Below are 16,068 nucleotides of genomic sequence, written 5' to 3' on the forward strand. Positions count from 1 at the left end.
TCCCAGTCATCGCATCTTCGCCATTCCCGCCAGCATCTCGACAAAGGTCCAGCCATGAAGCAAGTCACCGCCATCATCAAACCGTTCAAGCTCGACGAGGTCCGCGAAGCACTGGCCCAGGTCGGCGTCAATGGTCTGACCGTGACGGAGGTCAAGGGCTTCGGCCGCCAGAAGGGACATACCGAGCTCTATCGCGGCGCCGAATACGTGGTCGACTTCCTGCCCAAGATCCGCATCGAACTGGTGATCGCCGACGATCTGGTCGACCAGGCCGTGGAGGCCATCATCCGCGTGGCGCGCACGGGCAAGATCGGCGACGGCAAGATCTTCGTGACGCCCGTCGAGCAGGTCATCCGCATCCGCACCGGCGAGACCGGCGAAGCCGCGGTCTGACGTCCGGGCGGCCATTGCCGCCCCCGGCGTCCGCCATATATTTCTCACAAGAATAAAGAAATGATGAATATATGGTTTGATGACATATGTGGATTTGTTACGTTTACGTCTCTCGCATCCACATAGTCAGAAGAAGGACGCCGTTTCATGTTCAAGAAGATCATCGTGCTCGCGGCCACCTCGGCCGCGCTGCTCACGGCAGTGACGGGGACGGCGCAAGCCCAGGACAAGCCGCTGCTGAACGCCTCGTACGACGTTGCGCGCGAGGTGTTCGCCGCGGTCAATCCCAAGTTCCAGGCGTACTGGAAGACCAAGACCGGCCACGACATCAAGATCGACCAGTCGTTCGCCGGCACCTCGCGCCAGGCGCAGGACATCATCCAGGGCAAGAAGGTCGACGTCGTGACCTTCAACCAGGTGCCCGACGTCGACATCCTGGCCCAGCGCGGATTGCTGCGCAAGGACTGGCAGAAGGCCTTCCCGAACAACAGCTCGCCCTACTACAGCACCATCGCCTTCCTCGTGCGCAAGGGCAACCCCAAGAACGTCAAGAACTGGGACGACCTGGCGCGCGACGACGTCAAGCTGGTGTTCCCGAACCCCAAGACCTCGGGCAACGCGCGCTATACCTACCTGGGCGCGTGGCTGTACGCCAACGAGAAGTTCGGCGGCGATCAGGAGAAAATCAAGCAGTTCGTCGGCAAGGTCCTGCACAACGTCGTCAACTTCCCCACCGGCGGGCGCGGCGCGACCGTGGCGTTCGCGCAGAACGGGCAGGGCGACGTGCTGCTGACCTTCGAGTCGGAAGTGATCAACATCGCCAAGGGCGAGGAATTCAAGGCGGGCGGCTATGAGGTCGTGGTGCCGCCGGTGTCCGTGCTGGCCGAGTTCCCCGTGGCCGTGGTCGACAAGGTCGTGGACGAGAAGGGCACCCGCCAGCTCGCCACCGAATACCTGAACTACCAGTACACCCGCGAGATCCAGCTGCTGCTGACCACCTTCAACTACCGGGTCAACCATCCCGACGTCGCCAAGGTCGTGGCCGACCGTTATCCCAAGGTGCGCCTGATCGACCCGACCAAGGTGCTGGGGTCCTGGGATGACATCACCAAGAATCACTTCGGTTCCAACGGCGTGCTGGACCAGTTGCTGGCCAAGCGCTGATCGTGGCGGCGCCGGTCCCGGGGCCGGTGCCGTACAATCCTTCCCGGCAAGGCGCGGCCACCCCGCAGGTGGGCCGCGCTTCTTCGCTTCCGCCCCGATCCCGCCGCCTACGCCGTGAATCCGTCCTTCCGTTTTTTCCGTCGTCCGCCGGTCCTGCCCGGTTTCGTGCCGAGCTTCGGCTTTTCGGTGCTGTTCCTCAGCCTGGTCATCCTGGTGCCCTTGTCGGCCCTGCTGCTGTACGTCGGCGACATGACCTGGGCGCAGTACTGGCGGGCGATCTCCGATCCCCGCGTGGTGCAGAGCTACAAGATCACGGTGTCGGGGGCGTTCTACTCGACCGTCATCGTCACCGGCGTGGGCTTCGTGCTGGCCTGGATCGTGTCCCGCTACGATTTTCCCGGCCGGCGGCTGATCGATGCGCTGGTCGACCTGCCGTTCGCGCTGCCCACGGCGGTGGCCGGCATCACCCTGTCGGCCCTGTTCGTGCCCACCGGCTGGCTCGGGCGCTGGTTCGAGCCCCTGGGCATCAAGATCTCGTACGCCTACCCCGGGCTGGTGGTGGCCATGATCTTCACCAGCCTGCCGTTCATCGTGCGCTCGCTCCAGCCCGTGCTGGAAGACCTCGAGCCCGAATTCGAGGAGGCCGCGTCCACGCTGGGCGCCACGCGCTGGCAGACCTTCTGGCGCGTGCTGCTGCCCAGCCTGGTGCCGGCGCTGATCTCCGGCGCTTCGCAGGCCTTCATCCGCAGCCTGGGCGAATTCGGCGCGGTCATCATGATCGCCGGCAACATCCCGTTCCAGACCGAGATCACGTCGCTGATGATCTTCGTGCGCCTGCAGGAGTTCGACTATCCCGCCGCCGCCGCCATCGCCTCGGTAGTGCTGATCGCCTCGCTGCTGCTGCTGTTCCTGCTGCAAGTCGTCCAGGGACGACTGCTGCGCCGATGATGAGCCCACCCCCTACGCGCTTCGCGCGCCCCCTCAAGGGGGCGACGCTGGCGGACCGGCGGAGCCGGATCCGCGGCGTCCTGGGTCGGGCGGGGCCTTCTGGCCTTATGGATAACTGACACGACTGCCCATGACCAACAAACGGCCCACTCTCGTCCATCAATGGTTGCTGATCGCGCTGGGCATCGTGCTGACAGTGCTGATCCTGGTCGTGCCGCTGGCGCTGATCTTCTCGCAGGCGCTGTCGGGCGGCTGGAGCCTGCTGGCCCAGAACCTGGACGAAGACTTCATGAAGCACGCGATCGGCCTGACCGTGCTGACCACGCTGGCGACGGTGCCGATCAACCTGGTGTTCGGCATCCTGCTGGCCTGGTGCGTGACCCACTACGATTTCTTCGGCCGGCGGCTGCTGACCACCCTGGTCGACATCCCCTACGCGACCTCGCCCGTGGTGGCGGGCCTGTGCTATCTGGTCGTCTACGGGCTGGAAAGCACGCTGGGCAAGTGGCTGTACAGCCATGACATCCAGCTGATGTTCGCCTGGCCCGGCATCATCATGGTGACGGTGTTCGTGACCTCGCCCTACGTGGCTCGCATCCTGATCCCGCTGATGCAGGCCCAGGGCGCCGACGAGGAAATCGCGGCGCTGTCGCTGGGCGCCTCCGGCTGGCAGATCTTCCGGCGCGTGACCCTGCCCAACATCAAGTGGGCGCTGCTCTACGGCATCGTCATTACCAATGCCCGGGCGGTGGGCGAGTTCGGCGCGGTGTCGGTGGTGTCCGGCACCATCATGAACCAGACCCTGACGCTGCCTTTGCTGGTCGAACAGCTCAACAACGACTACAAGACCGCCGCCGCCTTCACGGCCGCGGCGCTGCTGGCCTGCATGGCCATGCTGACGCTGCTGCTCAAGACCATCATGGAGTGGCGCCAGAAGCGGCGCGACGACACGCCGGCGCATTTCTCGCCCGAGGCGATGACCAAGCGCTGAAAACCGTCCGGGTCAGGCCGGCCGGTCCGGCCCTCGCAGCAGCACCAGCACCACGCCCGAGCCGCCGTCGTTGGCCCGGGCCTCGACGAAGGCCAGCACTTCTTCCTTCTGCACGAGCCAGCGCCGCACCTTTTCCTTCAGGATAGGCGTGCGGTTCTTCGATCCCAGTCCCTTGCCGTGGATGATGCGCACGCAGCGCATCTCCTGCCGCACGCAGGCGCGCAGGAATTCCCCCAGCGCCTCGCGGGCCTCTTCCACCCGGTGGCCGTGCAGGTCGAGCTGGGCCTGCACCGTCCACTGGCCGCGCCGCAGCTTGCGCACGATGTCCTGTCCCAGGCCGGTGCGGCGGTAGGACAGCGTGTCGTCGGTATCGATCAGCCAGTCGGCGCCGTAGTCGTCGGAAATGGATTCCCGCAGCACCTCGGATTCGTCTTCCCAGCGCTTGTAGGGCAGGGGAGCAGGCGCGACCGGCGAGGGATCGATCCTGCCCGTGTCCTTCAGCGGCACCACCCCGCCCACCAGCGCCCGAAACTCGACCGCCGCCCGCCGGGCTTCCTCCGCCCGCCGCCGAGCCTCCCGCTCAGCGGCTTCCGCCGCCAGCCGCTGCTCCTGCAACTCCCGTTGCAACACCTTTAGACTGGACAGGCCCCCCCCTACGCGCTTCGCGCGCCCCCCAGGGGGCGATGCGGGTGGACCGGCGGAGCCGGATCCACCGCATCCTGGGTCTGTGTCGATCTTCTTGGTACGAGACACCACTTGTCTGCCTTGATCCAGGGCGCCGCGGATCCGGCTTTGCCGGTCCGCCAGTGCCGCCCCCTTGAGGGGGCGCCCAAAGGGCGTAGGGGGTGGGCTTCTCTTGGGGTTACACCGCTTCGCCGTCCAGCCAGCGCTGGGCGTCCAGCGCCGCCATGCAGCCCGTGCCGGCGCTGGTGATGGCCTGGCGATACACGTGGTCCTGCACGTCGCCGGCGGCGAACACGCCGGGGACCGAGGTCATCGTGGCCAGCCCGTTCAGGCCGCTGCGCGTGATGATGTAGTCGTCCTTCATCTCCACCTGGCCCTTGAAGATGCCGGTATTGGGCTGGTGGCCGATGGCGATGAAGACCCCGGTGACGGCGATGTCCTCGGTCTGGCCGGTCTGGTTGTTGCGCAGCCGCGCCCCGGTTACGCCCGAGTCGTCGCCCAGCACTTCCTGCAGCTCGTTGAAGAGTTTCAGGATCACGCGTCCTTCCTGGACCTTCTCGTTGAGCTTGTCCACCATGATGGGTTCGGCGCGGAACTTGTCGCGGCGGTGGATCAGGGTGACGGTGCGGCAGATGTTGGCCAGGTACAGCGCTTCTTCCACGGCCGTGTTGCCGCCGCCGACCACGGCGACGTCCTGGTTCTTGTAGAAGAACCCGTCGCAGGTCGCGCAGCCCGAGACGCCGCGGCCCTTGTAGTTTTCTTCCGACGGCAGGCCCAGGTACTTGGCCGAGGCGCCGGTGGCGATGATCAGCGCGTCGCAGGTGTAGGTGCCCGAGTCGCCGACCAGCTTGAACGGCCGCTGGTCCAGGTGCGTGGTATGGATGTGGTCGAAGACGATGTCGGTATTGAAACGCTCGGCATGCTGCTGGAAGCGCTGCATCAGCTCCGGTCCCTGCACGCCGTTGACGTCGGCGGGCCAGTTGTCCACCTCGGTCGTCGTCATCAACTGGCCGCCCTGCTCGACGCCGGTGATCAGCATGGGCGACAGGTTGGCCCGGGCGGCGTAGACGGCGGCGGTATACCCGGCCGGCCCCGACCCGAGGACGAGGACTTTGGCGTGTTTGTCTTGGCTCATGATCTCAACAATTTCCTGGCGTCGTGCGCCCGATTTGCAACCGTCATCATAGGTGATCCCGCCCCGTCGCGTTTTCAACCCTGGAGCCTGCCGGGGGGCGGGAGAACGGAATTGTATATTTCTATGGCTGCGATAGCCCCGGGGGAGCTTGACCGGGCGCCACCCACTTATAATCAGCCCATGGCACGTACCGCTACCGCGGGAAATACCCGCAATTCGCAGAACACCGGCAATTCGTCCGGTGCCTTGCCCGGCCGCCTGTCCCGCCTGTTCCGCGAGGCGCGCTGGATCCTGTTCGCCGCCCTGGCCGTCTATCTGACCCTGGTGCTGGCCACCTACAACTCGGGCGACCCGGGGTGGTCGCATGCCGTGCAGATCGACCACGTCCACAACAGCGGGGGCCGTTTCGGCGCCTGGCTGGCGGACCTCATCCTGTTCCTGATCGGCGCCTCGGCCTGGTGGTTCGTGGTGCTGTTGTTGCAGCGCGTCTACGCCAGCTACCTGCGCCTGGCCCACCAGTTCCTGCGCGGCGGCTCCGACGCCGACGTGCCCCAGCGGGTGCGCTGGGAGCAGGGCCTGGGCTTTTGCGCCCTGATGATCGGTTCGGTCGGCCTCGAGGCGCTGCGCCTGCGGTCCTTCGGCGAATCCCTGCCGCACGGCAGCGGCGGCATGATAGGCGAGAGCATCGCCAAGTACGCCTCGTCCTCGTTCGGCTACACCGGCGCGACCCTGCTGCTGCTGGTCCTGTTCGCCATCGGCGCCAGCCTGTTCTTCGGTTTTTCGTGGCTGGTGGTGGCCGAGAAGATCGGTTCCTGGCTGGAGCTGGGGCTGCGCGGGGCCAGGAATTCCTGGCAGGCCCGCGAGGACCGCAAGGTGGGCGAGGTGGCCGTGCAGGCCCGCGCCGAGGTCGTGGTGGCCAAGCAGGAAAAGCTGGTCCACGAGCAACCCGTGCGCATCGAGCCGGCGGTTACGGTCGTCCCCAAGTCCGAGCGGGTCGAGAAGGAAAAGCAGCAGGCCTTGTTCGCCGAGATCACCGACAGCCAGTTGCCGCCCCTCAGCCTGCTCGATCCGCCGCCGCCGACCCAGGAAACCGTCTCCACCGAGACCCTGGAGTTCACCTCGCGCCTGATCGAGAAGAAGCTGGCCGACTTCGGCGTCCAGGTCTCCGTGGTCACCGCCCAGCCCGGGCCGGTCATCACCCGCTACGAGATCGAGCCCGCGGTGGGCGTCAAGGGCAGCCAGATCGTCAACCTGGCCAAGGACCTGGCGCGGGCGCTGAGCCTGGTCAGCATCCGGGTGGTCGAGACCATACCCGGCAAGAACCTGATGGGCCTGGAGCTGCCCAACCTGCGGCGCCAGACCGTCAAGCTGTCCGAGATCCTGGGCTCGCAGACCTACCACGGCAGCTCGTCGGTGCTGACCATGGCGCTGGGCAAGGACATCGCCGGCAAGCCGGTGGTGGCCGACCTGGCCAAGATGCCCCACCTGCTGGTGGCGGGCACGACCGGGTCGGGCAAGTCGGTGGGGATCAACGCCATGATCCTGTCGTTGCTGTACAAGGCCGATCCCAGCCAGGTGCGCCTGATCCTGATCGATCCGAAGATGCTCGAAATGAGCGTCTACGAGGGCATCCCGCACCTTCTGGCGCCGGTCGTGACCGACATGCGCCAGGCCGCCAACGCGCTGAACTGGTGCGTGGCCGAGATGGACAAGCGCTACCGGCTGATGAGCAAGATGGGCGTGCGCAACCTGGCCGGCTACAACACCAAGATCCACGACGCCATCAAGCGCGAGGAGCCCATCCCCAATCCGTTCTCGCTCACGCCCGATTCGCCAGAGCCGCTCCAGCCGCTGCCCATGGTGGTGGTGGTGATCGACGAGCTGGCCGACCTGATGATGGTGGTGGGCAAGAAGATCGAGGAACTGATCGCCCGCCTGGCGCAGAAGGCCCGCGCCGCCGGCATCCACCTGATCCTGGCCACCCAGCGGCCCAGCGTGGACGTGATCACCGGCCTGATCAAGGCCAACATCCCGACCCGGATCTCGTTCCAGGTCTCGTCCAAGGTCGATTCGCGCACCATCCTCGACCAGATGGGCGCGGAAGCCCTGCTGGGCCAGGGCGACATGCTGTACATGCCGCCGGGCTCGGGCCTGCCCACCCGCGTCCACGGCGCCTTCGTCACCGACGACGAAGTGCATCGGGTGGTCGAGCAGTTGAAGGCGCAGGGCGAGCCCAACTACGAGGAAGGCATCCTGGAAGGCTCCATCGAGGGCGAGACCGGCGATGGCTTGAGCAGCGTGACCGGCATGGGCGACGCGGAGTCCGACCCCATGTACGACCAGGCCGTGGAAGTGGTGCTCAAGCACCGCCGCGCCTCGATATCGCTGGTGCAGCGCCACCTGCGCATCGGTTACAACCGTGCCGCCCGCTTACTCGAACAGATGGAGCGTTCGGGTATGGTTTCCGCCATGCAGTCCAACGGCAACCGGGAAATCCTCGCCCCCGCCAGCCAGGACGAATGACCGGTCCTGCCGCGCTGCGCTACGGAGAGTCCCCTATGACGTTCGTTTCCAAGACCACCGCCTTCCTGGCCCGCGCCGCCGCCGGCGCCGGGCTGGCCGCGGCCCTGGCCCTGCCGGGCGCCGCGCTGGCGGGCGCCATCGACCAGTTGCACGCCTTCGCCAGCAACACCCAGTCCGCGCGCGGCAGTTTCTCGCAAGTCACGCGCGGGGCGTCGGGGCAGGCGGCGCCGGCTCAGTCCGGCAGCTTCTCGTTCCAGCGCCCCGGGCGCTTTCGCTGGGAAGTGGCCAAGCCCTACGAACAACTGATTGTCTCGGATGGCAAGCAGTTGTATCAGTACGACCCCGACCTGAGCCAGGTCACCGTGCGGGACGTGGGGCAGGCCATCGGGTCCTCGCCGGCGCAGATCCTGTTCGGATCGGGATCGCTGGAGCAATCCTTCAACGTGGCCGAGCAGCCCGAGCGCGACGGCCTGCAGTGGCTGCGGGCCACGCCCAAGACGCCGGACGCCGGTTTCTCGCGCGTGGACATCGCCTTCAAGGACGGCCTGCCGGCCCGCCTGGAACTGCTGGACGCCTTCGGCCAGACCACGGCCATCACCTTCAGCGGCATCGCCCGCAATCCGCAGCTGCCGCAGGACAGCTTCCGCTTCACGGCGCCCGCCGGCGTGGACGTCGTGCGCATGGGCGGACAGGCGCCGGCCGGCGGCCGCTGATCCACGTCTTTCCACCCATGTCCGATCTGTTTCCCGACGACACGCCCGCGGCCGCCAAGGTGCCCGACGCCGCCGCGCCGCTGGCCGAGCGGCTGCGGCCGCGCACGCTGGACGAGGTCGTCGGGCAGAGCCATCTGCTGGGCCCGGGCAAGCCGCTGCGCGTAGCCTTCCAGTCGGGGCGGCCGCATTCGATGATCTTCTGGGGGCCGCCGGGCGTGGGCAAGACCACGCTGGCGCGCCTGATGGCCAACTCCTTCGATGCCCAGTTCATCGCCATCTCGGCCGTGCTGGGCGGGGTCAAGGACATCCGCGACGCGGTGGTGGCCGCCCAGGCGGCGCAATTGAAGGGGCGCCGCACCATCCTCTTCGTCGATGAAGTGCACCGCTTCAACAAGGCCCAGCAGGACGCCTTCCTGCCCTATGTGGAAAGCGGCCTGTTCACCTTCATCGGCGCCACCACCGAGAACCCGTCCTTCGAGGTCAACTCGGCCCTGTTGTCGCGGGCGCGGGTCTACGTGCTGCAATCGCTCAGCGCCGACGAACTGCGGCAACTGATCGCCAAGGCCATCGCCATGCTGGGCGACATCGAGTTCGACGAGGCCTCGCAGGAGCAACTGGCGGCCTGGGCCGACGGCGATGCCCGCCGCGTCATCAACGCGGTCGAGGTGGTGGCCGATTCGGCGCGCGGGGCGGGGCGCACGCAGGTCGACGCCGAATGGCTGGAGACCGCGCTGTCGCAGAACCTGCGCCGCTTCGACAAGGGCGGCGACGCCTTCTACGACCAGATCAGCGCCCTGCACAAGGCCGTGCGCGGCTCGGATCCGGATGCGTCCTTGTACTGGTTCTGCCGCATGCTGGATGGGGGCGCGGATCCGCGCTATCTCTCGCGCCGCATCATCCGCATGGCGGTCGAGGACATCGGCCTGGCCGACCCGCGCGCGCTGGACATCGCCACGGCGGGCGCCGACGTGTACGAACGCCTGGGGTCGCCCGAGGGCGAACTGGCGCTGGCCCAGGCCGTGGTCTACCTGGCCTGCGCCGCCAAGTCCAACGCCGTCTACAACGCCTACAACATGGCCAGGCGCTTCGCCGCCGACAACGGCAGCGCGCCCGTGCCCATGCACCTGCGCAACGCGCCCACCAAGCTGCTCAAGCAACTGGGGCACGGCAAGCAGTACCGCTACGCGCACGACGAACCGCACGCCTACGCGGCCGGCGTCGATTACTTCCCGGACGGCCTGCGCGCGAAGTTCTACCAGCCCACCGACCGCGGGCTGGAAGCCAAGATCGGCCAGAAGCTCGCCTTCCTGCGCGAGCTCGACAAGGAAGCGAAGAAGGGTTAGGCGGCCGCGCCGCCGCAGGCGAAATGCGGCCGTAGCGATGGCGGCATCCCCCGCACCCGGCGCCGGTACTCCGACGGCGTCCAGCCCGTGTTGCTTTTCATGAAGCGCGTGAAGTGGGGCGGGGCGCTGAAGCCCAGATCGTAGGTGATCTCGAAGATGCTCTTCGCTTCGCCGGCCAGCAGCGCGAAGGCGGCGTCCAGGCGCCGCATGTTGTAGTAGGCCCGGGGCGTCATCCGCGTCGCCCGCCGGAACAGGGTGTAGAAGTAGCGCTCGGACACGCCATAGGCGCCCGCGCCGCGCCGGAACGCGGCGAAATCTTCCAGGTCGCGCAACTGGCCGGCGCGGGCATCGCGGCCCACGCGTTCCTCCAGGCTGTTGGCCTGGGCTGACGTGTCGGGGGCGGGGTGGGGCGTCCGGTTTTCCAGCGAACGGACCACGGCCGCCTGGTACAGGGTTCGGACGCCCTGCGACACCGCCCGGGGGTCCGGGCCGGCGCGGAACAGTTCCGCCACCAGTTGCATGGCGTCGGCGCGCAGCGGGCCGGGCAGGGTGATCATGTCGACCGGATCGTCGTCCCCGGCATGGCCGACGGGCCCGGCGCTGTCGTTCAACAGCGGCGAGGCCTTGATCAGGATGGATCCGACCTGTCCCGGATGCCGCGCGCGTCCCGGCGCGGGCGGGATGGCATAGGTCTGCCGGGGATGGATGACCAGCGCGCGGAACTGGTCCAGGCGGTGCAGGCCGCCGTTCAGGCGGACCGGCAGCGGTTCCTGGTGCATGTTCACCAATACCTGCACGCAGTCGCGGGCGTGGTCCGCCAGATCGACGCCCGACGCCATGACCGAGACCCGGCCGTAGTCCCCGCCGCAATAGCAAAGGTGGGGCGACTCGTGGGCGTCAGTTGGGATCGACAATATTCTTCTCCTTCGCCACCTTCGACCACAGGGCCTTCTCGGTCTGCACGACGTGTTCGAGGCTGGTCCGCCGCGTGTCCGGGACTTCGGCGCCCCACGAGGCGACGAGCTTGCGCACGTCGTCGTTGCCCGCCGCGGCGGTGATCTGCGAGGACAGCGCATCCAGTATATCGGCGGGCAGGCCGGCCGGGCCGAACAGCGCGATCCAGGAAGAGATGGCGGGCACGCCGCGCAGCTTCTTCTCGGTCAGCGTCGGTACCGCCGGCAGCTCCGGGCTGCGCGCCGCGGTGCTGACCGCCAGCGCGTCCAGCTTGCCGATCTTGATCTGCGGCAGCGCCGTCACCAGCGAAATGATGGCGATGTCCACGTCGCCCGCCAGCAGGGCCTGCAACTGGCGCGCGCCCGAGGCGTAGGGAATGTGGACCATGTCGATGCCGGCCGAGGTCTTGATCATCTCGCCCAGGAAGTGCATGCCCGAGCCCACGCCGGGCGACGCGTAGTTGAGTTTCTTCCGGCTGTTGCGGGCGCTTTCCAGGAACTTGTCGAAATCGGCGTAGGCGCCCGCGCGCGAGACGATGACGTACGGCGTGGCGACCAGTTGCGCGATGGGCTGCAGGTCGACTCCCGGATCGACGTTGCCCGGGCGCAGCGCCCACGAGGTCGTGACCGAGGTGCCCGTGGCCAGCAGCGTGTAGCCGTCGTGGGCGGCGTTCTTCACGTGCCGGGCCGCCACTTCGCCGCCCGCGCCCTGCTGGATCTCGACCACGACGGGCTGTTTCAGGCGTTCCGACAACTCCTTGGCGAACAGGCGCGTGGAGTTGGCGGGAAAGCCGTCGCTCCAGGCCATCACCACCTTGATGGGGCGGTTGGGGTAGGGCTGGGCGGTGGCCGGCTGGGGCAGCCATAGCGCAAGCAGGGCGGCGGCCACCCAGGCGTGAGGGCGGGTCTGGAGAAGGCGGAGCGGCACCACTTGTCGTTGTCTCCTGGAGATTGGTCGGGCGGGGGCCGTATGGGGCGGTTTCATTCTAGGAGCGGCCGCCGCGGCGGGCTTACCCTGGACTGAACAGGTGGGCAGCATTTACCCCCATTCGTGTCCGGTCCCGCTGTTCAGCGGGCGGTAACGCCCCGGGCCGGGCGCTCGCCAACAATGCTCGGGCCGTTTCCAACAACATGCCAATGACTTTTCCAACTATGGATATGACTCACGTATCGGTTCGCGGCGGACACGCATTCGAGCCGGCCTTCGTGCAGGCCGAGGACCTGCTGGCCCGCCCGAACGACGACAGGCTGTTCGTCGATGTCCGCCTGGGCGACCCGGAGATCGAATACCGCGCGTACCGCGACGGCCACATCTTCGGTGCCGTCCATGGCCAGATCCGCGATGCATTCGCGGCGGAACCCACCCCGGCAAGCGGCAACCTGCCGCTGCCCGGCCTTGGGCAACTGGCCGACACCCTGAGGAACTGGGGCGTCGGCCGGGACACCGAGATCGTCGTCTACGGCCCGACCCCGGCGCTGGCCGCCCGCGGCTGGTGGGTACTGCGCTGGGCTGGACTCGCCAGGGTGTTCCTGCTCGATGGCGGACTGAAGGCCTGGATCGCCGCCGGCGGCGCGCTGGCGCGCGGCGACGAACCCCATCGGCGCCGGTTGCCCGAAGTCCTGTCCCTGGCCGGAGGACATCTGCCGCAGATCGAGGTGGACGAGGTCGAGCGGCTGCCGGACGGCGCCGTGCTGGTCGATGCGCGGGACGAGGCATCCTACCTGGCCGGGCATATTCCCGGCGCCCGGCATCTGGCCGCCTCCGAGTTCTGGACCCCATCGGGCCGGCTGCGGCCCGCCGGCGAACGGGCCCGCCTGCTGGCGCAGGCCGGCCTCGAGCCCGGCGACGAGGCCGTGGTGTATTGCGGCGGCGGCGTCCTGTCCGCCCTGGTCGCCATGGCCATGGCCGACGCCGGCATCCGGCCCCGGCTGTACGTCGGATCGTGGTCCGAGTGGAACAAGGACCCGGAACGCATGCGCCGCAGCGCGGTGGGAGAGCGGGCATGAACGGGGCAACGGTCCAGGTCGACGTCGCCATCTGCGGCGGCGGCCCCGTCGGCCTTGCGTTGGCCTATCTGCTGGGCCGGGAAGGGCTGCGCGTCGCGCTGTTCGAGAAACGCCCCAGCACCACCGTGCTGCCCAAGGGCCAGTACGTCCATGCCTCCACCGCCGAGCTCTACCGGCAATGGGGCGTCTGGGAACTGCTGGAAGGCAAGGGGTGGTCCATTCCCCGCTCCAACGGCCAGGGCTTCTACGTGCGCATCGCCCAGGGCCCGGTGGCCGACGTCCGCTCCTCGCTGGGCACCGACGCGGAATACGAACACAAGTGGGCGCAGCTCGCGCCCGTCTATCCGCGCAAGGTCCCGGCCTCCGACTACGAGGCCGCGCTGCGCCACCAGGCGGCCGCCTGGCAAAGCGTCGCGCTGCACTTCGGCACCCAGGTGGTGGACGTCGAGGACCTGGGCCGCGGCGTGCGGCTGTCGGTGAAGGAACTCGAATCGGGCCTGCTGCGCGAGGTCGGCGCGCGCTATCTCGTGGCCTGCGACGGCGCCCGCAGCTTCGTGCGCAACCGCATCGGCCGGGGCGAGGACCATGGGCCCACCTTCGGCAACCAGGTGCTGGCCGAGTTTCGCGCCGACCTGGACGATACCCTGGGGCGCGACGGCTACTTCCATTCCTTCGTGCTGGATCCGCGCTATGCCGGCTGGTTCGGCAGCAAGCACCCGGATACCGGGCTGTGGCGCTACAGCTTTCGCCACGACGAGGATCCGCTGCCCGATACAGAAGCCCTGCTCGAACGGATACGCGGCGCGCTGGGCATGCCCGAGCTGCCCGTCGAGATCGTCCGCGTCTACCGCTTCGACTACACCACGGGCCTGCTGCGCAAGTGGCGCGAAGGCAATGTCCTGTTCGCGGGCGACGCGGCCCATTGGCATTCACCCTGGGGCGGCTTCGGCGCCAACACCGGCGTGCAGGACGCCAACAACCTTGCCTGGAAGCTGGGCCTGGTGCTGCGCGGCGCCGCGCCCGACACGCTGCTCGACACCTACGAGGTCGAGCGCAAGGGCAAGGCCCTGCTTACCGTCAAGGCGGCCACCTACAACTCGCTCAACTTCCAGGCCATCGCGGCGGCCATCGCCGTGGGCGAGCCCGGCGTCAGCCTGCACGGGACCTTCAGCCCGCAAGCCGTCGCCTTCCTGCGCGAATGCGTCGCGCCGCACGGCGACAACAGCGTGCTGCATACCGGCTTCCAGCTCGGCACGGTCTACGATTCCGCCGCCGTGATCCGCGACGGCGACCAGCCGCCGCGCGCCACCCTGGAGCACTACGAGGAAAGCACCGTGCCCGGCGTGCGCGCCCCCCACGTCTGGCTGTACGACTCCGCCGGCCGGCGGCTGTCCACCGTCGACCTGTGGGGCACCGCCTTCTCGCTGGTCGTGCAGCGCGATGTCCAGGCCTGGACCCAGGCCGCCCGCGCCGTGGGCCGGGAATTGGGCGTGGCCCTGCGCGTCGTGCATATCGGCCCCGAGGGCCACTACCGGGCCGACGAACCCAAGTTCGGCCGGCTGTATCCGGTGGCGGACGGCGGCGCCGTGCTGGTGCGGCCCGACGGATTCGTCGCGCGCCGCCTGCCGGCGCAGGCCGAGGGCGCCGCCGGGCCGGCGCTGCGCGACACCCTCCGGCGCCTGCTGACCCTGGAACCGGACACCCGGGCGGCAGCAAGCCTGCCCGGACAAGAGGCCCCCTTGGGGTGAAGGCCGGCCGGGGAGGCTAAAATCGGAATACCCCGGCCGGGCCGCCTCGCGCGCCGCCCGCCGGGGCGACCTTTTTTCCTCCTCCCAACACGGCTTTTTCCCATGCTCGATATCGCTCTGCTGCGCAAAGACACCCAGGCGGTGGCCGCCCGGCTCAAGGACCGGGGCTACACGCTAGACCTCGACGGCTTCAACTCGCTCGAGTCGCGGCGCAAGTCGGTGCAGACGGAGACCGAAACCCTGCAGGCCCGCCGCAACGCGCTGGCCAAGCAGATCGGCATGCTCAAGGCCAAGGGCGAGGATGCCTCCGCCGTGCTGGCCGAATCCCAGGCCATCCCGGCCCGCCTGAAGGCGCTCGAGGAAGACCTGGCCGGCATCCAGCGCGACCTGCAGGACCTGCTGCTGGCCGTGCCCAACCTGCCGCACGCCAGCGTCCCCAACGGCGCCTCCAGCGACGACAACGTCGAGGTGCGCCGCTGGAGCCGCGACGGCAACGACCCCGCGCCGCTGCCCTTCGAGGCCAGGGACCACGTCGCCCTGGGCGAACCGCTGGGCCTGGACTTCGAGACCGCCGTCAAACTGTCCGGCTCGCGCTTCACCCTGATGCGCGGCCCCATCGCCCGCCTGCACCGCGCCCTGGCGCAGTTCATGCTGGACGTCCAGACCGGCGAGCACGGCTACACCGAGTGCTACACGCCCTACATCGTCAACACCGCCACCCTGATCGGCACCGGCCAGCTGCCCAAGTTCAAGGACGACATGTTCTGGGTCACCAAGGGCGGCGAATCGGTCGACGAGAACGGCAACGCCGTGCCGCGCGAAGACCTCTACCTGATCTCCACCTCCGAGATCACCCTGACCAACACCGTGCGCGGCGAGATCGTCAACGCCGAATCGCTGCCCATCAAGCTGACCGCCCACACCCCGTGCTTCCGCTCCGAGGCGGGCAGCGCCGGCCGCGACACCCGCGGCATGATCCGCCAGCACCAGTTCGACAAGGTCGAGATGGTGCAGATCGTCCATCCCGAGCGCTCGTACGACGCCCTGGAAGAAATGGTCGGCCATGCCGAAGCCGTGCTGCGCAAGCTGGAACTGCCGTACCGCGTCGTCCTGCTCTGCACCGGCGACATGGGCTTCGGCGCCGCCAAGACCTACGACCTGGAAGTCTGGCTGCCGGCCCAGGGCGCGTATCGCGAGATTTCTTCGGTGTCCAATTGTGAGGCCTTCCAGGCCCGGCGCCTGCAGGCGCGTTTCCGCAATGCCCAGGGGAAGCCGGAATTGCTGCATACCCTCAACGGTTCCGGCCTGGCCGTGGGGCGGGCGCTGGTTGCGGTACTGGAGAACTACCAGCAGGCCGATGGCAGCATCGTCGTGCCTCGGGCGCTGCGGCCCTACATGGGCGGCGTGGAGCGACTCACTCCGTAACACTCGCGGCATGCCGCGGCCTCCGGGGTGCGCTAGGGTGG

The 16,068-nt window shown here is 68.2% G+C and carries 14 protein-coding genes; 10 read left to right on the top strand and 4 right to left on the bottom strand.

Annotation, left to right across the window (positions count from 1 at the left end):
- Positions 1-54 precede the first annotated feature (54 nt).
- The 4 genes from R4823_RS07720 (at position 55) to cysW (ending at position 3,496) form a co-directional block, all read left to right on the top strand.
- The gene (locus tag R4823_RS07720) at positions 55-393 is read left to right on the top strand and encodes a P-II family nitrogen regulator (protein WP_087839848.1); all 339 of its coding nucleotides are present in this window, start codon (positions 55-57) and stop codon (positions 391-393) included.
- Positions 394-540: 147 nt separating this feature from the next.
- The gene (gene cysP, locus R4823_RS07725) at positions 541-1,557 is read left to right on the top strand and encodes a thiosulfate ABC transporter substrate-binding protein CysP (RefSeq protein ID WP_087839847.1); all 1,017 of its coding nucleotides are present in this window, start codon (positions 541-543) and stop codon (positions 1,555-1,557) included.
- Positions 1,558-1,671: 114 nt separating this feature from the next.
- Positions 1,672-2,505, top strand: coding sequence for a sulfate ABC transporter permease subunit CysT (gene cysT / locus R4823_RS07730; protein ID WP_087839846.1), 834 nt, complete (start codon positions 1,672-1,674; stop codon positions 2,503-2,505).
- A 130-nt stretch (positions 2,506-2,635) separates the two neighbouring features.
- Positions 2,636-3,496: a sulfate ABC transporter permease subunit CysW gene (gene cysW / locus R4823_RS07735; protein WP_087839845.1), complete on the top strand. Its 861-nt coding sequence runs from the start codon at positions 2,636-2,638 to the stop codon at positions 3,494-3,496.
- A 12-nt stretch (positions 3,497-3,508) separates the two neighbouring features.
- Here the strand turns inward: cysW and R4823_RS07740 are convergent, their stop codons facing one another.
- Together R4823_RS07740 and trxB are read right to left on the bottom strand one after the other, a co-directional pair.
- Positions 3,509-4,126: a Smr/MutS family protein gene (locus R4823_RS07740; protein ID WP_243724418.1), complete on the bottom strand. Its 618-nt coding sequence runs from the start codon at positions 4,124-4,126 to the stop codon at positions 3,509-3,511.
- Between the two features lie 232 nt (positions 4,127-4,358).
- Positions 4,359-5,315: a thioredoxin-disulfide reductase gene (gene trxB, locus R4823_RS07745; protein WP_087839844.1), complete on the bottom strand. Its 957-nt coding sequence runs from the start codon at positions 5,313-5,315 to the stop codon at positions 4,359-4,361.
- 180 nt (positions 5,316-5,495) lie between these two features.
- Between trxB and R4823_RS07750 the strand changes: the two genes are divergently transcribed.
- Genes R4823_RS07750 through R4823_RS07760 form a run of 3 tightly spaced genes read left to right on the top strand, consistent with a single transcriptional unit; the run spans position 5,496 to position 9,894 of the window.
- Entirely contained in the window at positions 5,496-7,838 is a 2,343-nt protein-coding gene (locus tag R4823_RS07750) for a DNA translocase FtsK (protein ID WP_087839843.1), read from the top strand.
- Between the two features lie 35 nt (positions 7,839-7,873).
- Positions 7,874-8,551 carry an outer membrane lipoprotein chaperone LolA gene (gene lolA, locus R4823_RS07755; protein ID WP_087839842.1) on the top strand — a complete coding sequence of 226 codons (678 nt, stop codon included), beginning with the start codon at positions 7,874-7,876 and terminating at the stop codon, positions 8,549-8,551.
- A 17-nt stretch (positions 8,552-8,568) separates the two neighbouring features.
- Entirely contained in the window at positions 8,569-9,894 is a 1,326-nt protein-coding gene (locus R4823_RS07760; RefSeq protein WP_087839841.1) for a replication-associated recombination protein A, read from the top strand.
- On the opposite strand, the gene R4823_RS07765 is transcribed toward R4823_RS07760, so the two are convergent.
- Together R4823_RS07765 and R4823_RS07770 are read right to left on the bottom strand one after the other, a co-directional pair.
- Positions 9,891-10,808 (bottom strand): helix-turn-helix transcriptional regulator, encoded by a 918-nt coding sequence (locus R4823_RS07765; protein ID WP_132979279.1) that lies wholly within the window; start codon positions 10,806-10,808, stop codon positions 9,891-9,893. The two genes, R4823_RS07760 and R4823_RS07765, sit on opposite strands and share 4 nt — an antisense overlap.
- Positions 10,792-11,775: a tripartite tricarboxylate transporter substrate binding protein gene (locus R4823_RS07770; RefSeq protein ID WP_165963065.1), complete on the bottom strand. Its 984-nt coding sequence runs from the start codon at positions 11,773-11,775 to the stop codon at positions 10,792-10,794. Before R4823_RS07770 ends, R4823_RS07765 begins: the two co-directional genes overlap by 17 nt.
- 224 nt (positions 11,776-11,999) lie before the next feature.
- On the opposite strand from R4823_RS07770, the gene R4823_RS07775 reads away from it, so the two are divergent.
- From R4823_RS07775 to serS, 3 genes are all read left to right on the top strand, one after another.
- On the top strand, positions 12,000-12,854 hold the full coding sequence (locus tag R4823_RS07775; protein WP_176400781.1) for a rhodanese-like domain-containing protein: 855 nt from the start codon (positions 12,000-12,002) through the stop codon (positions 12,852-12,854).
- Positions 12,851-14,602 (top strand): FAD-dependent oxidoreductase, encoded by a 1,752-nt coding sequence (locus R4823_RS07780; RefSeq protein ID WP_087839837.1) that lies wholly within the window; start codon positions 12,851-12,853, stop codon positions 14,600-14,602. The genes R4823_RS07775 and R4823_RS07780 overlap by 4 nt, the downstream gene beginning before the upstream one ends.
- 102 nt (positions 14,603-14,704) lie before the next feature.
- The gene (serS, locus tag R4823_RS07785; RefSeq protein ID WP_338618159.1) at positions 14,705-16,027 is read left to right on the top strand and encodes a serine--tRNA ligase; all 1,323 of its coding nucleotides are present in this window, start codon (positions 14,705-14,707) and stop codon (positions 16,025-16,027) included.
- Positions 16,028-16,068 lie beyond the last annotated feature (41 nt).

The sequence above is a fragment of the Pigmentiphaga sp. CHJ604 genome, from assembly GCF_036972535.1.
Lineage (GTDB): Bacteria > Pseudomonadota > Gammaproteobacteria > Burkholderiales > Burkholderiaceae_B > Pigmentiphaga > Pigmentiphaga daeguensis.

Bases quoted from the DNA above. Each gene is read 5' to 3' on its own strand.
- R4823_RS07720 (WP_087839848.1), top strand. From the start codon at position 55: ATGAAGCAAGTCACCGCCATCATCAAACCGTTCAAGCTCGACGAGGTC.
- cysP (WP_087839847.1), top strand. From the start codon at position 541: ATGTTCAAGAAGATCATCGTGCTCGCGGCCACCTCGGCCGCGCTGCTC.
- cysW (WP_087839845.1), top strand. From the start codon at position 2,636: ATGACCAACAAACGGCCCACTCTCGTCCATCAATGGTTGCTGATCGCG.
- trxB (WP_087839844.1), bottom strand. From the start codon at position 5,315: ATGAGCCAAGACAAACACGCCAAAGTCCTCGTCCTCGGGTCGGGGCCG.
- R4823_RS07750 (WP_087839843.1), top strand. From the start codon at position 5,496: ATGGCACGTACCGCTACCGCGGGAAATACCCGCAATTCGCAGAACACC.
- lolA (WP_087839842.1), top strand. From the start codon at position 7,874: ATGACGTTCGTTTCCAAGACCACCGCCTTCCTGGCCCGCGCCGCCGCC.
- R4823_RS07760 (WP_087839841.1), top strand. From the start codon at position 8,569: ATGTCCGATCTGTTTCCCGACGACACGCCCGCGGCCGCCAAGGTGCCC.
- R4823_RS07775 (WP_176400781.1), top strand. From the start codon at position 12,000: ATGGATATGACTCACGTATCGGTTCGCGGCGGACACGCATTCGAGCCG.
- R4823_RS07780 (WP_087839837.1), top strand. From the start codon at position 12,851: ATGAACGGGGCAACGGTCCAGGTCGACGTCGCCATCTGCGGCGGCGGC.
- serS (WP_338618159.1), top strand. From the start codon at position 14,705: ATGCTCGATATCGCTCTGCTGCGCAAAGACACCCAGGCGGTGGCCGCC.